Consider the following 23059-nt stretch of genomic DNA (forward strand, 5'->3'; position numbering starts at 1 on the left):
TAATAATCCGTAAGCTTATGTACACCCTTTTCCTCCCGTCCAAAAGACGGGAGGAGGAAACTTTCTAAATTAATGCTTATTTGTTTCTTTATCTCAGTATGTTAAAATATTTGCCCGTCGCGGGCGGTTATCAGTGATGTGTTAAGTTCTCAAGGAACTCAAAACAATAAACTGAAAACCAAAAACCTTAAGGTGGTTATTGCGGCGGGGCTCACCTCTTCCCATCCCGAACAGAGAAGTTAAGCCCGCCTGCGCAGATGGTACTGCAGTATTGTGGGAGAGTATGTCGTCGCCTTTCTTTTTAAAAACCCTGTCCAATTCGGATAGGGTTTTTTGTTTTATACAAATTTGGAAATATGTTTTTTTTGAAATAAAGCTTAATAAATAAATGAGATAAACGGGCGCTGATACATTGTTGCAGCGATATTTTAAAAATGGACTGATTATTAATTCATTTAATCAGCAATAAGATATTATTTTTACAAAAGATTAAAAGGTGTTCCTAATAATGCGAAGTGATCTGAAAATGTAGATAAAAGTTATGGTAAATAATTATAAAAAGCACGAGCTTTATGGTAAAACACTCATTCAAAAAATCGAATTAACACCGCCGTTTAAATTTGATTTTCCAGTTACTGAACAAGCTTGTTTTTTATATGTGAAAGGCGGAGAGGTTAATTATCAGTTCAATGACCAGCAAATTAACATAGAATCCAATTACTCATTATTGCTAAACTGTATACAATCTGGAAAACAGATGCAGCATTCCAGTTCAATGAGTAACTGCGAAATTGTGATTGTTACTTTTTATCCTGAAATATTAAAAAGAATATACGACAGAGAACTTCCGTTATTGTTTCAGAAGCCTAAAAACGTGATATCGAATAAATCCAGCGAAAAAATTAACAATGATTTCCTAATCCAGAAATACATTGAGGGATTATTGTTTTATTTTGAAAATCCGTCACTGATTAACGAAGATATTCTGGTGCTCAAAGTAAAGGAAATTATACTTTTATTGTCTCAGACACAAAACTCAGAATCGATACAGTTGATACTATCACAGCTTTTTTCGCCAACAGTTTATACTTTCAAACAAATAATCGAAGCCAATTTATTTTCACAGCTTACAATTGAAGAACTGGCGCACCAAAACAATTTAAGTGTTTCATCATTTAAACGTGAATTTGCCAAAATATATAATGATACGCCTGCCAATTATATTAAAGTTAAAAAACTCGAAAAAGCAGCAGAACTTCTGGAGTTTTCAGACCAGCGTATTACCGAAATTGCTTTTGATTGTGGTTTTAATGATCTGGCTAATTTTACCAAAAGTTTCACCAGTAAATACAATTTAAGTCCTACAAATTATCGTCAGAAACTTAATAACAAATTATAATTTTAAATCTCGTTTAAATTATTTTAAGCATCGTTACGATTTATCTTAACGATGCTTTTTTGTGAACCAAATTGCCAAACAATTGGACAAATTAGCAAAAACATTTCCCTCGATCTATCGGATGTTTGCTGTGTACTTCAAACAACTTTAAATCAATAAAAAATGGGATTATCAAGTCTGGGAATTTTTCACACCATTATAGGTGTTGCTGCAATTGTTGCAGCTTTAGTAGATTATATTAAATATGGTAAAATTAATTTGAACACCTTATCGGGCAAAATCTATTTTTACGGAACAATCATTACATCGTTAACTTCATTTGGTATCTCAAAACACGGCGGATTTAATCCGGGACATGCGTTTTCGATTTTTATAATTCTTCTGGTAACAGCTGCTTATTATTTGAATTTAAAAAGAAAAGACAGCAGAAGAGCTCGTTATTTCGAAAACTTCTCGCTGTCTTTCAGTTTTTTTCTGTCACTCGTTCCAACCGTTAACGAAACTTTTACCAGAGTTCCTCTGGGGCATCCGCTGGCAAAAGATATCACAGATCCTGTAATTGGCAACACACTTCTGGTTTTATTGCTTCTTTTTGCTATTGGCTCTATTTATCAGTTTAGAAAGCAGAGGCAGTTTCATAAACAGCAGATTTAATCGGTTTTGCTGTATAGATTTTTTGGCGGTTAGTTTACTATTTGAATAGTTTGTGTGACAACATTAGCACTAGCCTTATTTTTTTCATCTGGCTGACAACCGCCGACAACTATTTTTATTTTATCGTTGAACGGTTTTGATGTGCCGTCTGCGGTAACATACGACAGATCTTCAGGCAAGAGTTTAAAAGTGATTGTTTTGCTTTCTTTTGCTTTTAAATGAATGCGTTCAAAACCTTTTAAACTTTTTAAAGGTGTTTTTATACCTGAATCCTGATTTATAATATAAAGTTGAGGCACTTCTTCGCCTTCTAATTTACCTGTATTAGTTATTCTGACGGTTACAGAAAGTTCAGAATCTTTCTTTGCTTTTGGAGTAACTTTTAATGCATCGTATTTGAAAGTTGTATAACTTAAACCGTAACCAAATCCGTAGAGCGGTGTTCCTGTAAAATAGCGATAGGTTTTGTTATTCATGCTGTAATCTTCAAACGAAGGTAGATCGGCATCGTTTTTATAAAAAGTTACAGGTAATCTCCCCGCCGGATTATAATCTCCAAAAAGCACATCTGCAACAGCTTTCCCTGCCGATTGTCCTCCATACCATGCATTTACAATAGCCGGAATATTTTCTGCTTCCCAAGGGATTGCAATGGCACTTCCTGTAAGCATAATAAAAACAACTGGTTTTCCTGAAGATTGAAGTGACTGCAGTAATTCGGTTTGAACTTTCGGTAAAAGAATAGAAGTTCGGTCGCCACCACTGAATCCGGGATAATTTACGGGCATTTCTTCGCCTTCTAATTGTGGTGAAATACCGCCTGCAAAAACATAAGCATCGGCATCTTTATGGCGTTCGATAAGTTTTTTGAAATCGGTTTTTTCAAAATTTCCAGTCTGTAATGCAACGTTGGCTTTTCCTTCGCCTTGCCAGTATTCTAAAACTAAATTATAAACCGTATTTTTCTTGGTGGCTAACTTGAATGTTTTTTCTCCCCATCGATTCTTTTTCCAGGCATTAATGACTTCTTTTCCATCAATTAAAAATCGGTAACCGTCGTCAGCACTAATTTCAAAAGTAATAGAACCATCTTTGTCTGCTGTGTAATTAGTTGTATAGCGTGCCGAAAAATGGTTAGCTTTAATGTTTTTTACGACCATTTCGCCTTCCTGCCAAAAATGATTAATTTCAGATTCTGTTCTTACTGCTTCAGGTTCGCCGGTTAAATCTTTATTTTTAAAATATTCAGCTTTAAAACCTTGTTTTCCTTCAAAAGAATATTGATTTGCGCTGTTCTGATATACTAATAATGTATCGTTGGTAAAGTTTACAGCTTTTTCGTATACTACATTTACATTAGAACCTAATTTATCTTTAATACCTTGTAAAACAGTTGTTAGTTTACTTGGAGTTCCATTGTAATTTCCTAAAATAGAAATAGCATTATCCGCATTTGGACCAAGAACTACAATTTTTTTCAGGTTTTTGTTTAAAGGCAATGTATTCTTTTCATTTCGAAGTAAAACGATCGATTGTCTTGCCATTTTTAAAGCGTGTTCCTGATGTTCATTGCTTTCTAACACAGAATCAGGAGTCTGCGTATATTTGACCATAGAATCAGGATCGAACATCCCAAGTCTAAAACGAATCATAAAAAGACGTTTTACAGAAATATCAATTTGCTTTTCACTGATTTTACCATTTTTTACAGCTTGTACCAAAGCTTTGTACGCATCGGTGCCACAATCTATATCGGTGCCGTGAAAAACAGCATCTGCCGAAGCACTTTCAGCATCAGGATGTGTTTTATGATTTTTAAAGAAATCGTCAATCGCCCAGCAGTCAGAAGTTACATAGCCCGTAAACTGCCATTGATTTCTTAAAATATCTGTCATCAAAATATCGCTGGCGCAACAGGGCTGTGTTCGAAATGCGTTGTAAGCACACATTACACCCGCAACTTTAGAATGCGTTACAAGTTTTTTAAAGGCTGGGAGATAAGTATCCCACAATTCATAAGGAGTAACGTCAACATCAAAAGTATGGCGTAAAGATTCTGGTCCGCTGTGTACGGCATAATGTTTGGCACATGCCGCCGCTTTCAAGTATTTTGGATCATCTCCTTGAAGTCCTCTCACAAAATAATCTCCCAGAACGGCTGTAAGATAAGGATCTTCTCCATATGTTTCCTGTCCGCGTCCCCAACGCGGATCACGGAAAATATTAATATTCGGTGTCCAGTAAGTCAGACCCAGATAACGTTCGTTGGTACGGTTTAATTTTACCGCTTTATTATAAATAGCCCTGCCTTCAAGTGCAGAATAATCGGCCATTTTAAAAAGGGAATTTTTATCGAAAGTGGCTGCCATCGCAATCGCCTGTGGATAAACAGTTGTTTTAAAAGGAGTCCTTGCGACACCATGTAAAGTTTCGTTCCACCAATCGTATGCTGGAATTTGCAGTCTGGGTATGGCAGGAGCGGCGTTTAGCATTTGCGATACTTTTTCTTCCAGTGTTAAACGGCTGACTAAATCATCAACCCTTTCTTCAAAGCTTTTGGATGTGTCCTGAAAAGGAAATTTTTCTGTTTTATTTTGCCCAGAACACCAAAGTGATACTAACAATGTAATTTGAAGAACGATATTTTTTGTTTTCATATTAAATTATAATTTAAGTCATTTAGACATTTGTAATAAAATAATGCAACCGATTGTGTAAAGAAATGAAAAATATTTTTAATTTTATGCCTTTATTTAAAATAGATGCAGCTTTAAATAAATATTCTTTAATTATTTGTAGCCAAAAATGTGTTTTTAAAATTTATTCCAATTTAATGTTGTGCAAATGGAAGAACATAGACATATAACAATTTACGACATTGCCGAGAAACTGAATCTGGCAACATCTACAATTTCAAGAGCTTTAAAAGATCATCCGAGCATAAGTGATAAGACTATTAAAAAAGTAAAAAAGACAGCAGAAGAAATGGGTTTTGTACCTAATACGCTTGCTGCAGGTTTACGTGGAAATAAAACAAAAACCATTGGTGTTTTGATTCCGACTATTACACAGCCCTTTCTGTCCTCATTAATCAGTGGTATCGAGATTACGGCCAGAAAATCAGATTATTCGGTTGTTATTATGCAGTCTCATGATTCGTACAATGACGAGGTTAATATGGCAAGGTCTTTATTTAAAAGCAGAGTGAGCGGCGTTATCTGTTCGCTGGCCATGGAAACAAAAAATACTTCGCATTTTGATCAGTTTTCTGCGAATAATGTTCCGCTGGTATTTGTGGATCGTGTTCCAAAAGGTTATAATACCTTTAGAGTAGTGATCGATAATTATGCGGCAGCTTATAAAGCAGTCAAACATCTTATTGATCAAGGCTGTAAAAGAATTGCGCATATTACAACCGGATCAGAATTTGGTCATCTTTATAACGAAAGAAAAAGAGGTTATATCGATGCTATTACTGAACATGGTCTGACTTTAGATGATAATTTGATAATTACCCTGAAAACAATGACTTATGAAGAGGGGGTAAGAGCTAGCAATAAACTTTTTGATTTGAAACCAATACCTGACGGACTTTTTGCGCCTGGAGATCTTCTCGCGGTAAGTGCTGTGCAGACAGCAAAGAAAAGAGGAATCAAAGTACCGGAAGACTTTGCTGTAATTGGTTTTAATAACGATCCTATTTCTGAAATTATCGAACCTAATATTTCTACCATTACACATCCTGCGGAAAAAATGGGTAGCGCAGCAGCTTCAATCATAATTGACAATATTGAGAAACGCAGGGAGGACGAAGCTAAAGAAATTACGTTTCTTAATACAGAAGTACTTATAAGAGAATCTTCAAAGAAATTATAAATATCCTGCCATTCTTAAATAGATGTATTTAATAACATGATGGCCGTAGAAGGTTATTCATGTATAAATATTTTTTATATCCTTACAAGTATAATTTTTTACTTATTATTTTAAAATTATAACGAACTGTATATCATGCTTTTTTGAGAATTATTTTCATGAGCAATCGATTGTTTTTCTTTTTTTGAATTGATTATCAGTCTTAAACTCGTAATAAATTGCTTGTTTTTGTTAAATAATAATCTTCTAAGTTGTCCTTTTTGTAAGAATAAATCTTTATAATTCAAAAAAAAATTACAAAACCTGTCTTTTTATCTTTTTTTCAGCAATAACCTCAAAATGCGATACAATCCACAAATGTATTTAAATGGTTTTGTGTGTTTTTGTTTAATTGATAATTTATTTGTATTTTTTATGTGTTAAGTGTTTTTAAAATGTCAATTTTTTTAATAATCAATAAAAATATTCAACACAACCGATTGTGTATTTAATTGTCTTTGCTATATTTGTGAAAGATACACTTAAGAAAAATAGACTTCATTATTTTATTAAGATTCAGTATTAAGATTACTAACTAAACCAAAAAACCAGTTTTAATTTAAATCAATTTTTATGACTAACTATTTTGTTGCGAGTCGATCAAAGTACTTAAAATGCTTTGGCTTTTTGATCTTAATGTTCCTGCTTTCTTTTAATGTAAGGGCGCAGGTAACAGTTACCGGAACCGTTTCAGATGCTAATGGTCCTATTCCTGGGGCTAATGTTAATTTAAAAGGAACAAAGAGTGGAACAAGTACCAGTTTTGATGGTAATTATTCTATAAGTGTTCCTTCAAACAGTGTGCTTGTTTTTAGCTTTATAGGATTTAAAAACAAAGAAGTAGCTGTTAATGGACAAACAAAAATAAATGTACTGCTGGAGGAGGATACAAATACTCTGAAAGAAGTTGTTGTAATTGGATACGGTACTCAGATAAAAGAAGCCGTAACAGGATCTGTTGCTACATTAGGAGGAAAAGATCTTAACGAAGTGGCTTCTGCTAATATTACTCAGGCATTACAAGGCAGACTTGCAGGGGTAGAATTAACACAAACTTCTTCTAAACCTGGAGCAGCGATGCAGATTAGAATTCGTGGAACCAGATCGCTAACCGGAAGCAATGATCCGCTGGTGGTATTAGATGGTGTTCCTTTTGCGGGTTCAATAGGCGATATTAACCCGACAGATATTAAATCGGTAGATATTTTAAAAGATGCTTCGGCGACAGCAATTTACGGTTCTCGAGGTGCAAATGGAGTTATATTAGTAACAACATTAAAAGGACGTAAAAACCAAAAAGCGACTTTCAGCTATAATGGTTTCAGCGGTATAAAACAGGTATTTGGAAAATATCCTATGATGGATGGACCTAAATTTGCCGCGCTTCGTGATTATGCAGGTTTATACGTAGATGGTGTAGGCGAGTCACGTAATGTAAATACCGACTGGCAGGATTCATTATATGGAGCTGGTGAAATGATCAGCCACGATGTGAGCGTTTCTGGAGGTACAGAAATGGGTGCTTATAATGCTGGTTTAGGATATTATAAAGAAGAATCTGTTTTGCCGGGTCAGAGTTATGAGCGTTTTAGTTTGAGAGCCGGATTAGATCAGCAGATTAACAGATCGATTCGTTTGGGCTTTAATACCAATACAAATTATACACTTTCAAACGGCGATAATATCGGAACAGGAACTATTTTAGCGACTTCGCCTCTTGCTAATCCGTATAATCCTGACGGATCGCTAAGAAGAACTGTAAGTATGGCAGCAGATGATAACTGGGTTTACACCAGAAAATCAATTGAAAATCTGGGCGATGCTTATGTGAACCAAACGAGAGCTTTTAGTTCATACAATAATATTTTTGCAGAGGTTAAAATTCCGGGTATCGACGGATTAAAATACAGACTTAATACAGGACTTAATTTCCGTACTTCAAACAGCGGTTATTACGAAGGACAAGGAGTTTTTGATGTAAATCCAGCCACTTTGTCAAATGCTTCTATCAGTAATTTTTGGTCTACACAATGGTTACTTGAAAACTTAATTACGTATGACAAAACTTTTGCTCAAAAACATACGATAAACTTTGTGGGATTATATTCTAACGAACAATACACAGGAAACAGTTCAAGAATCAGCAGAAACGGAATTACTTCTGATGCCTTCCAGTTTTATAATTTAGGACAAAGTGAAGAAGAAGCCGTTATAAACCCAGCCGATCAGGATTATACACAATGGGGTTTAACTTCGTATATGGCGAGATTAATGTATTCGTATGATAATCGTTATTTCATTTCAGGAACAGTTCGTTCTGACGGTTCTTCAAGACTTTCGCCAGATAACAGATGGGTAACGTATCCAGCAGTTTCTGCAGGATGGACGATCTCAAACGAGTCATTTCTTAAAGATGTTAAACACATCGATTTATTGAAATTACGTGCAGGATATGGTGAAACATCCAATCAGGCTGTTGCTCCGTACGCTACTTTAGGAGCTTTAAGTACAAGACCTTATAACTTTGGAAGCACAAATTCTACAGGGGTTTATGTTACAGAACTTCCAAACCCAAGTTTAGGATGGGAATTTTCTACAACATGGAACTACGGTTTAGATTTTGGATTTTTCAATAACCGTTTATCTGGTACAATAGAATATTATAAAACAAATACTAAAGATTTATTGCAAAGAGTGGGATTGCCTGCAACTTCTGGTGTAAGCGGTTATGTAGCAAACGTGGGAGAAACAGAAAACAAAGGTTACGAAATCTCTTTAAACGGAGTTATTTTGGATAATCCGAAAGGTTTAACATGGACAGTTGGCGTTAACTTCTACAAAAATGAAAATAAGTTAGTCGCACTTGCTTCTGGAGCTAGTCGCGATGAAGCAAATAACTGGTTTGTAGGTTACAACATTAACTCTATTTACGATTACCAAAAAGTGGGTATCTGGCAGGAAGGAGATCCTTATATGTCAATTTTAGAACCAGGACCAACAGGAATTAATCAGCAGGGAACTGTGGTGGGTTCTATCAAAGTAAAATATACCGGAGATTACAATCCAGACGGATCGCCTACACGTGCCATTAACGCAAGTGACAGACAAATTATAGAAACTGATCCTGATTTTCAAGGAGGATTCAATACGAATTTAACGTACAAAGGTTTTGATTTTTCTGCTGTTGGAGCATTTAAAAGCGGTGGTGTCTTAATCAGCACACTTTATGGAGGAGCAAGTTATTTGAATTTAATGAACGGAAGAAGAACCAATGTTGATGTTGATTACTGGACTCCGGATAACAGAGATGCAGAATTCCCAAATCCGAGAGGTATCAGAAGCGGGGATAATCCAAAATACATTTCAACAATGGGCTATTTTGATGCCTCTTATGTAAAAATCAGAGCTTTGACTTTGGGTTATACTATAGACAAAAATTTCACAAGAAATTTAGGTATCGACAATTTGAGACTTTATATAACAGCTCAAAACCCGTTTGTTCTATTTTCTCCTTATCATAGAAAATCAGGAATGGATCCAGAAACCAATTCATTTGGAGACGAGAATCAGGCTGTTGCATCTTACCAAAGAAGGTTTTTGGTTATTGGTACTAATACGCCTACGACTAGAAATTATCTATTTGGACTTAATTTAACTTTTTAATCAGACATTCTTATGAAACGATATATTTTAAAAAACATAATAGTAGGATCTGCAGTTTTGTTTTCCTTAGCTGGCTGTTCTGATATATTAGAAGAAAAGCCACACGATTTTTACGAACCAAATTATTTTAAAACAGAGCAGGGAGTTAAGCAGGGATTAACTTCTCATTACGCCCATTTGCGCTGGATTTACGGACAGGCTTATTTTTATAATGCATGCCAAACGGGCACAGATGAAGCTACTTACGCTCAAAGTGCCGACGGTAACTTTAAAGATCATGATTTGTCTGGAGTTGGAGTTATAAATCCAAATTCAAGTCGTTCGGATGTTTTATGGAATAATTCTTATTATGATATTAATACAGCAAGCGGGATTATAGAAAATGGAGCTTCTGTAGGTATTGCAAGCAGTCTGATTGCGGAGTCTAAATTCTTTAGAGGTTTTGATTACTTTTTACTCGTACAAACTTTCGGAGGTGTTCCTCTGGATCTTGGAGCGGGTGAATTGAAATTTAACAGCAAGCCGTCAAGAAGTTCAAAACGTAATACAGTTCCTGAAGTGTATACAAAAGCTATTTTTCCAGATTTAAGAGATGCGGTAAGTGAACTTCCTGATGCAGCTCGATTAACAGGTACAGCAACTAAAACACTGGCGCGTTTATTTTTGGCAAAAGCGTATTTAACCTACGCATGGTGGCTTGAAAATCCAAATAATATTCCAACTTACCCAGATGCTCAAAGAGTTGATCCAGACGGACACAATGCACAGTGGTATTTTCAGGAAGCTTATAATTTAGCAGTAGCAGGAATTCAAAATCCTGGCCCTTATGGATTATTAGATTCATTTTATGATGTAAACGCAGGCGCAAACGACCGTAACAAAGAAGTAATGCTTTATGCAGATCATACGCAGGAAAGCGAATACTACAATGGAGCAAGTTTAACGTATGGTAACGGAGGTGCGCCAGATAACTTTGCAGGCTGGATGGTAACGTGGAATTATACTTCTATCAGAAGTAAAAACGGTACAGCAGCAGTTTCGTCTGTGCAGCGTGAAGCGAATCAGTTTTTAGGACGTCCTTGGACAAGGATGGCACCGCCAATTGAAGTTTTCACAAAAACATTTGCAGATAAAACAAATGATTCAAGATATGATGGAACATTCGCTGCTACTTTCCGCGGTAACTGGAATTTACAAGGAACTGGTTTAACTACTGTAGCCACTTTAACAAATGCCAATGGTTTAACCATTAAACCGGGAGATGCTGTTTTATCATTTCTAAATGAAGAACCTGTAACACCAATTACGTATCCTTCTGGACAAGGAGACAGCGGTGTAGGAGCGGGAACACTTCCGGGAAGAGCAGATTATGTTATTTCTCCAAACGGAATAAGCAGAATTGTATATCCTGGATTCTGGAAATTAGGTCCATATCGTACAGATAACGCAGGAGGATTAGGACAGCCAAATGCGGCAAGTACAAGACCATTTCCGGTAGCTAAATTTTCTGAATTGTATTTCGTAGCGGCAGAAGCGGCAGTAAAAGGAGCAACAGGAAGTTTAACAGCAAGAAGCCTTATAAACGTAATTAGAGCAAGAGCAGGAAAATGGCGTTGGGATAATAACGGGAATATAGCAAAATCGGCAGATTTCAGTACTGCTATGACAACCGCTACACCAGCCGTTATCGATATTAATTACATTTTAGCAGAGCGTTCTCGTGAACTTTTTGGAGAAGGATACCGCTGGTACGACTTAGTTAGAACTCAAAAATGGAATGAACTGGCAGGAAAATATTCTATTGGAGGATCTAATTACGGACAGCATACGCCAGAAGTAATAACCAGAGTTATCGATGCGCATCATTATCTAAGACCAATCCCACAAGGACAGCTTGATGGTATGGAAATGTCGGCTGCAGATAAAGCGGCTTATCAAAACCCAGGATATTAATAAGTTATGCAAACAATTTTTGTAAGCATTAAAATACATTGAGTTTATTTCATAAGTTTAAGTTTTGTTAGTTAAAAGCCGAGAGTCATTCTCTCGGCTTTTTAATATTGTTCATTACATTTTAAAACAACAAAAAATGATTTCAAGAAAAGGATTTCTTTTATTCGCCATAACTTTCCTGACTATTTTTCAAGCAGGAGCTCAGGAAAAAAAAGCCAAGAAAAAAAGTGGACTATCGCCTGTTTTTTCGAATGTTATCTATAATGGAAACGATGATATTTATACAAATAATCCACTAAAATCTGATGAGTTTTATTCTCCTCTTCTGCAGGGATGTTATCCAGATCCTGCCATTACCAGAAAAGGAGACGATTATTATATGGTTTGTTCTTCATTCGCCATGTTTCCTGGCGTTCCTATTTTTCATTCTAAAGATTTAGTAAACTGGACCGATTTGGGCGGAGTTCTAAATAATGTCAAAGAATTTAATCCGCATGATACCGGAATCAGTGCAGGAGTTTACGCTCCGGGAATTACCTACAATCCTCACAACGATACTTTTTACATGATTGTTACCGCTTTTACAGGTAAAATGGGTAATATCATCGTAAAAACAAAAGATCCGATGAAGGGTTGGGGAAGTCCCATAAAACTAGATTTCGGAGGTATTGATCCGAGTATTTTCTTTGATGATAATGGGAAAGGTTACGTTGTGCATAATGATGCACCGGATAAAGGAAAAGAACTTTACAACGGTCACCGCGTAATCAAAGTTTGGGAATACGATACAGAAAATGACAGAGTAATTCCGGGAACCGATAAAATTATAGTAGATGGAGGCGTGGATCTTTCTAAAAAGCCAATCTGGATTGAAGCACCGCATTTATATAAAAAAAACGGTAAATATTATTTAATGTGTGCTGAAGGCGGAACAGGAGGCAATCACAGCGAAGTGGTTTTTATATCGGATAATCTAAAAGGGCCTTTTAAACCTTCATCAAATAATCCGATACTTACCCAAAGATATTTTCCAAAAGACAGAGCCAATAAAGTAGACTGGACGGGACATGCCGATATTATTGAAGGACCAAACAATCAATATTACGGCGTATTTTTAGGCATTCGTCCAAATGATAAAGACCGTGTAAACATTGGTCGTGAGACTTTTATACTTCCGGTTGACTGGTCTGGAACTTTTCCTGTATTTGAAAACGGATTAGTGCCGATGGAACCAAAATTGAAAATGCCCAAAGGAGTCGAAAACAAAACAGGAAAAGAAGACTTTTTTCCGAATGGAAATTTCACGTTTACCGAAAATTTCACTTCCACTAAATTAGATTATAGATGGATAGGTTTAAGAGGTCCTCGCGAAAATTTTATTTCGATTACCAAACAAGGTCTTGCAATTAATCCTTTTGAAACCAATATCAAAGAATTAAAACCAACTTCGACACTTTTTTACAGACAACAGCACAATACTTTTTCTTTTGAAACTACATTAAATTACAAACCTGCATCAGAAAAAGATCTTGCCGGAATTGTATGTCTGCAAAACGAACGTTTTAATTATGTTTTCGGCATTACCAAAAAAGGAAAAGACACTTATGTACTTTTAGAAAGAACAGAAAATGGAGAGTCGAAAATAATTGCCAGCAAAAAAATAGAGATTAAAAAAGCAGTTAAACTGCAGGTAAAAGCGAAAGGAGATAGTTACGAATTCAATTTTACAGCAAATGACTCTGATTATGAAAATCTGGGCGGTGTAGTTTCTGGAGATATTCTTTCAACAAATGTTGCAGGAGGTTTTACAGGTGCATTGGTAGGTTTATATGCGACTTCGGCTAACGACACGAAATTGTAGAAAATAGGCTGATCATTTAACTTTTGAAATAAAGAAACATGAAGAAAAAACATTGCAAAAATATCTTATTTTTTATCCTTCTCATTTTCATTGCAGGCTGTAAATCAAACCAGACAGCCAAAGTTAAAAATCAAAATTGGACAGGAACTTGGGCATGTGCGCAAATGCAGGTCGAACCTCATAATATGCCTCCAGAACCCGGTTTGAGTGGCAATACGTTAAGACAGATTATTAAAGTTTCTATTGGAGGAAATCAGCTGCGGTTTCGTTTTTCAAATCTTTTTACCAATGAAGATCTGACGATAAAATCGGTAAGTATTGCCAATGTTGTAGAAGCACCAGCGATTGATATCAAAACACAGCAAATGCTTTCTTTTAACGGAAATCCTGCTGTAACAATCGAACCTGAAAAAGAAATATACTCAGATGTTTTTAATTTTCCGCTTTATGCCGGACAGCTTTTAGCAGTAACTATTCATTACGAAAAAGCGCCTAAACTTATCTCAGGTCATCCCGGTTCGCGGACAACATCTTATATATTGCAAGGCGATCATCAAAAAGATGAAATGTTTTCTGAGGCTGTAAAAACAGATCACTGGTACACCATAATGGGATTAGATGTTATTACTTCAAAAAAGGCTTCAAATATTGTTTGTTTAGGTAATTCGATTACAGACGGAAGAGGTTCGGGAACCAACAAACAAAACAGATGGACAGATATTTTAGCCGCAAGATTAGCAGCTAATAAAAACACAGAGCACATTGGCGTGCTGAATTTAGGAATCGGAGGAAACTGTGTAGTAAAAGGCGGACTTGGTCCGACAGCACTCGATCGTTTTGACCGCGATGTACTTTCGCAGTCTGGAACAAAATGGCTTGTAATTTTAGAGGGTATAAATGACATTGGCGGTATTAAACGTGCCGAAGATGCGGTTGCAAAAGCACAGGAAATTATAGATGCTTATAAAATTATGATCGATAAAGCACATGCCAAAGGAATCAAAGTGTATGGCTGTACGATTCTGCCTTTTCAAAAATCATTTTATGATGCCCCGTTTAAGCAGGAAGCCAGAGATATTGTAAATGCATGGATCAGAAATGGCAGTTTTGATGCTGTAATAGATTTTGACAAAGAAATGGAATCCGAAAATGGTTCAAAAACAATCTTGTCCAATATGCATGATAATGATTTTCTGCATCCAAATGAACTGGGCTACAAGCGAATGGGCGAAGCAGTAGATTTAAATTTATTTCAATAATAACATTAAAAAGAGTTCGCTCTTTCAACTAATTAAATCACAATCATGAAATTACTAATTAGAGTCTTTGCATTTACAATTGTTTTTTTCATAGTACAGAATGCGTATTCTCAAGATCCCAATTTTCATGTTTATCTCAGTTTTGGACAGTCCAATATGGAAGGAGCGGCGCCTTTAGAACCTCAGGATAAACTAGGTGTCGATCCTCGTTTTCAGGTTTTAGAAGCTGTAAACTGTCCCGATTTAGGGCGTGAAATGGGCAAATGGTACACCGCTATTCCGCCATTATGCCGTTGTAAAACAGGATTTACTCTTACCGATAATTTCGGAAGAACGATGGTCGCTAATCTTCCAAAAAATATAAAAGTCGGTGTTGTAAATGTTGCCGTTGGAGGTTGTAAAATTGAACTTTTTGATCCTGAAAAAACCGAAAGTTACACTGCCACTGCACCAGATTGGATGAAAGGAATGATAAAAGAATACAACGGAAGTCCGTATGCAAGACTGGTTGAAATGGCAAAAATTGCACAAAAAACAGGTGTCATAAAAGGAATCTTACTGCATCAGGGAGAATCGAATACAGGCGATACACTTTGGCCGAAAAAAGTCAAAATTGTATATGATAATTTACTGAAAGATCTCAACTTAGATCCTAGAAAAGTGCCTTTGCTTTCTGGCGAAACCGTTCACGAAGAACAAAACGGAAAATGTGCAAGCATGAATAAAATTATTGCTGTACTGCCAAAAACAATTCCAACGGCTTATGTTATTTCTTCAAAAGGCTGTGCTGTTGCTTCTGATTTTTTACATTTTAATACAGAAGGTTACAAAGAATTAGGAAAACGTTATGCCGATCAAATGTTAAGTTTATTAGGTTATAAAGCAACTAATAGCAGTGAACCTTTTATCGTTCAGGCGCCTTTAGGATTTGATGTTTTAAATCCAAACGTGCCGGCTGGAAAAGTTGAAACCATAACTTACGATTCAAAAACAGTTGGCACAACCAGAAAAGTGACCATTTATACACCGCCAGGATTTAATAAAAAGAAAAAATATCCTGTTTTATATCTTCTTCACGGAATAGGCGGCGATGAAAAAGAATGGCTCAACGGAGGAAATCCGCAGATAATATTAGATAATCTTTATTCTGAAGGAAAAATTGAACCTATGATTGTGGTCATGCCAAACGGAAGAGCCATGAAAGACGACAGCGCTTCTGGAGACATAATGGCAGCAGATAAAGTACAGGCATTTGCCAACTTCGAAAAAGATTTACTGCATGATTTAATTCCGTTTATAGAAAAAAAATATCCGGTTCTGAAAGACCGCGAACATAGAGCCATCGCTGGTTTGTCAATGGGAGGCGGGCAGTCTTTAAATTTTGGTTTAGGAAATTTAAACCAGTTTGCCTGGGTTGGTGGATTTTCATCGGCACCTAATACCAAAATACCTCACGAGTTAATTCCCAATCCCGAAGAAGCAAAAAAGAAATTAAAACTCCTTTGGATTTCTTGTGGTGATAAAGACTGGCTTATCGAAAACAGTAAACGCACTCACGATTATTTGTTAAAAAATAATGTGCCTCATATTTATTACATCGAACCTGGAGTTCATGATTTTAAAGTCTGGAAAAATGGTTTATATATGTTTTCTCAGTTTTTATTTAAACCTGTAGATCAATCTGTTTTTTCAAAATACACAGTTTTAGAAACAGCAGATTTAAACTAAATTATATGAATTGCCTCCAGCTTTAGCTGGAGGTTAATTAATGAATGAGTCTGTAATTGGCTTTAGCCTAATACATTTTTGGCTAAAGCCTCATCTTCAATTCAACTTTTGACCTCCAGCTGAAGCTGGAGGCAATTCAAGAAATTGATTTAAAACAAATCAATAACTAATAGATAAAATAAAGACAATGAATAGCTATTTCAAATTTATCTTCTTTGTAATTATTGCTCTTTTGCATAATGTTTCAAAAGCATCGCAACCTTTTATAACTACTGTAAAAACAGAAAACGTAATGGTTTTAAAAGAGAAATCACAGTCACTTTCCTTTTTTGTAAACAAAGGATTAGATGCTGGAATTCTGCGTGCCGTAAATAATCTCCAATCTGATTTTGAAAAAGTTACTGGAGATCGTCCCGTTGTTTTAAATGAAAATCCAAACACAGGTTCTCCATTGATTATTATCGGAATGATGGGCTCTAATTCGATCATTGATGATTTAGTAAAACAAAAGAAAATCGATGGAAAAGAACTCAAAGGCAAAAATGAAAAATTCATTATACAACACGTTAAAAATCCGTTTAAAGGAATTGAAGAAGCACTTGTCATTGCGGGAAGCGATAAACGTGGCACGATTTACGGAATTTACGAATTATCGAAACAAATTGGCGTTTCGCCTTGGTATTACTGGGCTGATGTTCCCGTAAAACAGAAAGAGACTATTTATTTCGTAAAAGGAATTTATACTGATGGAGAACCAGCTGTAAAATACAGAGGAATTTTTCTTAACGATGAAGCGCCTGCATTAAGCGGTTGGGCAAAAGCCGCATTTGGAGGTTTTAACAGTCAGTTTTACGAAAAAGTTTTTGAATTAATGCTTCGTTTAAAAGCCAATTATATGTGGCCAGCCATGTGGGGAAATGCCTTTTATGATGATGACGCTGCAAGCGGTCCGCTGGCAAATGAAATGGGAATCGTAATGGGAACTTCACATCATGAGCCTATGGCTTTGGCACAAACAGATTGGCGACGCTATATCAAAAAAAATAACCTTCCAAACGTTTGGGATTATTCTAAAAACAAAACTGTTTTAGATGAATTTTGGAAAACAGGAATCCAGCGCAGTAAAAATTGGGAAAAGATAGTCACAATAGCCATGCGCGGAGACGGTGACGAAGCTATGAGCGAAGGCACCAATATAAGCCTGCTCGAAAATATTGTAAAAGAACAACGCCGAATTATAGAAAAAGAAACAGGAAAAAGTGCCAATAAAACACCACAAGTCTGGGCTTTGTACAAAGAAGTTCAGGATTATTACGATCAGGGAATGCGTGTTCCAGAGGACGTAATTCTTTTGTTTTGCGACGACAACTGGGGAAATGTGCGTAAACTGCCAGATCTAACAAAACCTTTACACAAAGGCGGTTACGGTATGTATTATCATTTTGATTATGTCGGCGGTCCAAGAAACTCAAAATGGATTAATATAAGTCCGATACAAAGGGTTTGGGAACAAATGAATTTAAGTTACGAACACGGAGTCGATAAAATCTGGATTGTAAATGTCGGCGATTTAAAACCAATGGAATTTCCGATCAGTTTCTTTCTCGATATGGCTTGGAATCCGAAGCAGTTTAATTCACAAAACCTTTTTGAATTTACCCAGAAATGGGCAGCAGATCAGTTTGGAGAAAAACATGCCGAAGAAATTGCCAGATTGTTAAATACGTATCCAAAATTCAATCGTCGTGTTACACCCGAAATGCTCGACAGCAAAACGTATAGTTTAGAAAATTATAACGAATTTCAAACCGTTGTTAACGACTACAAAAATTTAGCGCTCGATGCGTACCGTGTTTATAATGAACTTCCTGCCGAATATAAAGATGCTTATTTTCAGCTGGTTTTATATCCAATAGATGCTTGCTGTAATCTGTATGAAATGTATTTTGCACAGGCAAAAAATAAAAAACTCGCAGAAGAAAAAAACAGCCTTGCCAATTATTATGCAGCTGAGGTAAAAAAGAATTTTGAGCGTGATTCGATCCTTCAAAATAAATACAATAACGAAATTTCAGGAGGAAAATGGACACATATGATGGACCAAATGCGTATAGGTTATAAAGCCTGGCACGACACGCCAAAAAACATTCTGCCAGAGGTAACTTATCTTTCAGAAAAAGAAAATATTAGCCCGAAAGTTTTTCAGGAAAAAGACGGTTATATATCGATAGAAGCACAGCATTTTTCAAAAGCGAATAATTCAAAAAAAACACATTGGGAAGTAATTCCAGATTTCGGAAAAACGTTAAGCGGTATTACCACATTTCCGCAAAATAGTTATCCATCTTCAGAAGAAAATGTTTTTGTACAATACGAAGTTAATTTTACTTCAACAGGTCAATTCAATGTTGAACTTCTTTTGGCTCCAACGCTTAATTTTAACAGCAACAAAGGACTTCGTTACGAAATTTCCTTTGATGGAGAAAAACCGCAGCAAGTAAATTTTAACGGGCATTACCGCGGCGAATTAGGAAAATGGCAGGCAGAACACATGATTCATTCTGCCACAAAACATACAACTTTAAAAGCAGGAAAACATACACTTCGTTTTCGTGTTTTAGATCCGGGAATTGTATTACAGAAGATTTTAATTGATACCGGCGGCTTAAAATTTTCTTATCTTGGAGCTCCAGAAAGTAAAATGACCGCAGAATAAAAAGGTCTTTTCATTACTAATAATATTGCTTTAAAATGAAAAATAAAATCGTCTACTGTTTCTTTATATTTTTAACTGCTTTTGGTGCCAAAGCTCAAATGGAACTTTTCAGTCTGGACGAAGTAAGGTTAAAAGAAAGTCCGTTTAAAAAAGCTCAGGATATTGATCTTATGTATATTTTGGCATTAAAACCAAATAAATTGCTGGCTCCGTATTTATTAGATGCCGGTCTTCCAAGAAAAGCAAATCGATATGGCAATTGGGAAAATATTGGACTCGACGGACATATTGCCGGGCATTATCTTTCGGCCTTATCAATGATGTATGCTTCTACAGGAAATTCGGAGCTTAAAAACAGGTTAGATTATATGCTTTCTCAACTGGCCATTTGTCAGGAAAAAAACGGTAATGGTTACGTGGGCGGGATTCCGCAGGGAAAAGTTTTTTGGGATCGAATTCATAAAGGAGATATTGACGGAAGCAGTTTCGGATTAAATAATACCTGGGTTCCAATTTACAACATTCACAAACTTTTTGCGGGTTTAAACGATGCATATCGTTATACAGGTAATGAAAAAGCAAAAGATATTCTAATAAAATTAGGAGATTGGTTTATCGAATTAATTCGCCCGCTTTCTGATGAACAAATCCAGAAAATTTTAAACACAGAACACGGCGGTATCAATGAATCTTTTGCAGATTTGTACACAATAACCCATGATAAAAAATATCTTGAAACTGCCGAACGATTATCGCACAAAGCTTTTTTAAATCCGTTGCTGCAAAAAGAAGACAAACTTACAGGACTGCATGCCAATACACAGATTCCAAAAGTTATTGGTTTTGAAAAAATTGCTGTTTTAACTAAAAACAAAGAATGGTCGGATGGTGTAGAATTTTTTTGGAACAATGTTACTCAAAAACGCAGCACCGCTTTTGGGGGTAATAGTGTTGCAGAGCATTTTAATCCAATTGATGATTTTGACGGAATGTTACGATCCAATCAAGGGCCAGAAACCTGTAATTCCTATAATATGGAACGCCTCACAAAAGCGTTGTTTCTGGATAAAAATGATGTAAGTTATCTTGATTTTTATGAGCGTACACTTTACAATCATATTCTTTCCAGCCAGCATCCGGAAAAAGCAGGGTTTGTTTATTTTACGCCTATTCGCCCCAATCATTATCGTGTGTATTCACAACCCGATACAAGTATGTGGTGCTGTGTAGGTTCGGGATTAGAAAATCATTCGAAATACGGCGAACTAATTTACAGCCATTCTGGTAATGCTGTTTTTGTGAACCTGTTTATACCTTCTGTTTTAAAATGGAAAGAAAAAGGAATTGAATTAGAGCAGACAACGAAGTTTCCTTATGAAAACAGTTCAGTAATCGTTCTTAAACTTCAAAAAGCCCAAACTTTTGCTTTAAATATCCGTTATCCAAAATGGGCAGAAAACTTTAAAATTTTGGTAAATGGAAAAGAGCAAAAAATCACATCGCAACCTTCTGCGTATGTTTCAGTTTCCAGAAAATGGAAATCGGGAGATAAAATTTCAATCATATTTAATACATCAGTTCATTTAGAAGCATTGCCTGATGGTTCCAATTGGAGCGCGTTTGTTGACGGGCCAATAGTTTTAGCGGCCAAAACATCGACACAAGATTTAGATGGTTTATTTGCTGATGACAGCCGAATGGGACACGTGGCAAAAGGAAAGTTTATATCGCTCGATAAAGCATACGCATTGGTAGGAGAAAAGGAAAGTTATGTTTCAAGACTTAAGCCAATGGGAGATATGAGATTCAGCCTTGATTCACTGCAGTTACAGCCTTTTTTTGAAGTGCACGATGCCCGTTATCAAATGTATTTTCAAACCTATTCAAAAGAAGAATACAAAGAAAAACAAGCCTTGTTAAAACAACAGGAAATAGAAGCTTTGGCTTTAGAGAATAAAACCATTGATAAAATAAATTGCGGCGAACAACAGCCGGAAGTAGATCATTTGTATAAAGGTGAAAAAAGCAATTCGGGTTATGATGATGGAAAATTCTGGAGAAATACCCGTTCGTACATTTCTTATCAAATGCTGAATAAAAACAAGCAGGGCCAGTTTTTATATGTGAATGTTTTAGATGACTTGAAAGACAATTTTACAATTTTGATAAATGAAAAACCTGCCGAAATTTCTACAGAAAATAAAACCATCAAAATAAAAATAGAAAATCTGGAAGTTGTAAACATCAAAATCCTGTCAAAAGACGGAAGCGTAAGTCCGAGATTTTATCAATTACGAATTGTGAAAGATTAAAGTCTATTTTAAAATAAAGACTAAGATGAAAACAAGATATTTTTTATGCACCATTTTATTAGTTGTTATAACCGTTAAGGCTCAAACGGGCAAAGCACATAATCCTGTCATTTATGCCGATGTTCCTGATTTATCGATAATTCGCGTTCAGGATGCGTATTATATGAGCAGTACAACGATGCACATGAATCCTGGTGTTCCAATTATGAAATCGAATGATTTGATAAATTGGAAACTCGTTAATTATGCCTATGAAACACTTGAAGATAAAGATGATAAATTAAATCTTGATAACGGCAAAAATGATTATGGAAGAGGTTCTTGGGCGAGCAGTCTGCGTTTTCATAATGGCATTTATTATGTGAGCACTTTTTCGGGAACGACGGGTAAAACGTATATTTTTTCTACAAAAAACATTGAAAAAGGACCATGGAAAAGAACTGTTTTAAATCATTCGTATCACGATCATTCGCTTTTGTTTGATGATGATGGAAAAAATTATTTGGTCTGGGGAAGCGGTAAAATTTATATCATAGAATTAGAAAAAGATCTTTCGGCAGTAAAAGAAGAAACAAAAAGAGTTTTGATCGAAAATGCCAATATTCCCGCTGGAGACAATATTATGCTTCCGTCTGAAGGTTCACAGCTTTTTAAAATTAACGGAAAATATTATTTGTTTAATATCTGCTGGCCAAAAGACGGTATGCGCACAGTGATTATTCACAAAGCCGACGCTATTTCTGGACCTTGGGAAGGAAAAATAGGTTTGCAGGATTTGGGCGTTGCGCAAGGCGGACTTATCGATACGCCAGACGGAAAATGGTTTTCATATTTATTTCGAGATGCCGGCGGTGTAGGTCGTATTCCGTATCTAGTTCCTGTAAAATGGGAAAATGACTGGCCGGTTTTAGGTGAAAACGGTAAAGTGCCGGAAAACCTTAATTTGTCTGCCAATAAAAGTCTTATTCCCGGAATTGTAAATTCGGATTATTTTACCCGTAAAAAAGGAGAAAACGATCTTCCATTGGTTTGGCAGTGGAATCATAACCCAGATAACTCACTTTGGTCTGTCAGCGAAAGGAAAGGCTATTTAAGATTGAAAACGGCAAGAATAGACAGCAGTTTTGTTCAGGCAAAAAATACATTAACTCAAAGAACCTTTGGCCCGCAATGTTCGGGAAGTACTATGCTCGAACTTTCTAATATGAAAGAAGGCGATATGGCAGGACTTTCGTTATTGCAGAAAGACTTTGGTTTGATAGCCGTGAAAGTTGAAAACGGTATGAAGAAAATCGTAATGATTGATGCCGAAAAAGGAAATCCAAAAGAAATTGAAAGTGTGCCCTTGCATCAAAACAAAATATATTTTAAAGCCGAATGCGATTTTAAAGACAAAGCTGATACGGGCAGGTTTTATTACAGCTTAAACGGAAAAGAATGGATCAGTATTGGAAAACCTATAAAGATGCCGTATACACTGCCTCATTTTATGGGCTACCGATTTGGTTTGTTTAATTATGCAACACAAAATACAGGAGGTTTCGTCGATTTTGACTATTTTCATCTGAGCGATAAAATCAATGTTCAATAAAGAATAAA

Annotated in this window: 12 protein-coding genes and 1 rRNA gene; 12 read left to right on the forward strand and 1 reads right to left on the reverse strand. The window is 35.9% G+C overall.

What is annotated here, in order from left to right:
* Nucleotides 1–188 precede the first annotated feature (188 nt).
* The 3 genes from rrf to ABD859_RS00015 all read left to right on the forward strand — a co-directional run bounded on the left by rrf (nucleotide 189) and on the right by ABD859_RS00015 (nucleotide 2053).
* Nucleotides 189–298 (forward strand): 5S ribosomal RNA (gene rrf / locus ABD859_RS00005).
* 243 nt (nucleotides 299–541) lie between these two features.
* Complete coding sequence (locus tag ABD859_RS00010; RefSeq protein ID WP_345138528.1) at nucleotides 542–1399, forward strand: AraC family transcriptional regulator; 858 nt, start codon at nucleotides 542–544, stop codon at nucleotides 1397–1399.
* A gap of 162 nt (nucleotides 1400–1561) precedes the next feature.
* A complete protein-coding gene (locus ABD859_RS00015) occupies nucleotides 1562–2053 on the forward strand; it encodes a DUF2306 domain-containing protein (RefSeq protein ID WP_345138530.1) in 492 nt (163 codons plus the stop codon).
* A 29-nt stretch (nucleotides 2054–2082) separates the two neighbouring features.
* On the opposite strand, the gene ABD859_RS00020 is transcribed toward ABD859_RS00015, so the two are convergent.
* The gene (locus tag ABD859_RS00020; protein WP_345138531.1) at nucleotides 2083–4710 is read right to left on the reverse strand and encodes a glycoside hydrolase family 3 protein; all 2628 of its coding nucleotides are present in this window, start codon (nucleotides 4708–4710) and stop codon (nucleotides 2083–2085) included.
* Between the two features lie 187 nt (nucleotides 4711–4897).
* Between ABD859_RS00020 and ABD859_RS00025 the strand changes: the two genes are divergently transcribed.
* The 9 genes from ABD859_RS00025 (at nucleotide 4898) to ABD859_RS00065 (ending at nucleotide 23051) form a co-directional block, all read left to right on the forward strand.
* A complete protein-coding gene (locus ABD859_RS00025; protein ID WP_345138533.1) occupies nucleotides 4898–5929 on the forward strand; it encodes a LacI family DNA-binding transcriptional regulator in 1032 nt (343 codons plus the stop codon).
* 612 nt (nucleotides 5930–6541) lie between these two features.
* A complete protein-coding gene (locus tag ABD859_RS00030; RefSeq protein WP_345138536.1) occupies nucleotides 6542–9631 on the forward strand; it encodes a SusC/RagA family TonB-linked outer membrane protein in 3090 nt (1029 codons plus the stop codon).
* Between the two features lie 12 nt (nucleotides 9632–9643).
* Entirely contained in the window at nucleotides 9644–11584 is a 1941-nt protein-coding gene (locus ABD859_RS00035) for a RagB/SusD family nutrient uptake outer membrane protein (protein ID WP_345138538.1), read from the forward strand.
* Between the two features lie 136 nt (nucleotides 11585–11720).
* Nucleotides 11721–13445 carry a glycoside hydrolase family 43 protein gene (locus ABD859_RS00040; protein ID WP_345138541.1) on the forward strand — a complete coding sequence of 575 codons (1725 nt, stop codon included), beginning with the start codon at nucleotides 11721–11723 and terminating at the stop codon, nucleotides 13443–13445.
* A 38-nt stretch (nucleotides 13446–13483) separates the two neighbouring features.
* Nucleotides 13484–14704, forward strand: coding sequence for an SGNH/GDSL hydrolase family protein (locus ABD859_RS00045; RefSeq protein WP_345138544.1), 1221 nt, complete (start codon nucleotides 13484–13486; stop codon nucleotides 14702–14704).
* A 45-nt stretch (nucleotides 14705–14749) separates the two neighbouring features.
* Nucleotides 14750–16432, forward strand: coding sequence for a sialate O-acetylesterase (locus tag ABD859_RS00050; RefSeq protein WP_345138547.1), 1683 nt, complete (start codon nucleotides 14750–14752; stop codon nucleotides 16430–16432).
* A gap of 187 nt (nucleotides 16433–16619) precedes the next feature.
* Nucleotides 16620–19148, forward strand: coding sequence for a glycosyl hydrolase 115 family protein (locus ABD859_RS00055; protein ID WP_345138550.1), 2529 nt, complete (start codon nucleotides 16620–16622; stop codon nucleotides 19146–19148).
* Nucleotides 19149–19183: 35 nt separating this feature from the next.
* The gene (locus ABD859_RS00060) at nucleotides 19184–21460 is read left to right on the forward strand and encodes a glycoside hydrolase family 127 protein (protein WP_345138552.1); all 2277 of its coding nucleotides are present in this window, start codon (nucleotides 19184–19186) and stop codon (nucleotides 21458–21460) included.
* A 25-nt stretch (nucleotides 21461–21485) separates the two neighbouring features.
* Entirely contained in the window at nucleotides 21486–23051 is a 1566-nt protein-coding gene (locus ABD859_RS00065) for a glycoside hydrolase family 43 protein (protein ID WP_345138554.1), read from the forward strand.
* Nucleotides 23052–23059 lie beyond the last annotated feature (8 nt).

Origin of the sequence: Flavobacterium ginsengiterrae (assembly GCF_039539785.1) — a bacterium.
Lineage (GTDB): Bacteria > Bacteroidota > Bacteroidia > Flavobacteriales > Flavobacteriaceae > Flavobacterium > Flavobacterium ginsengiterrae.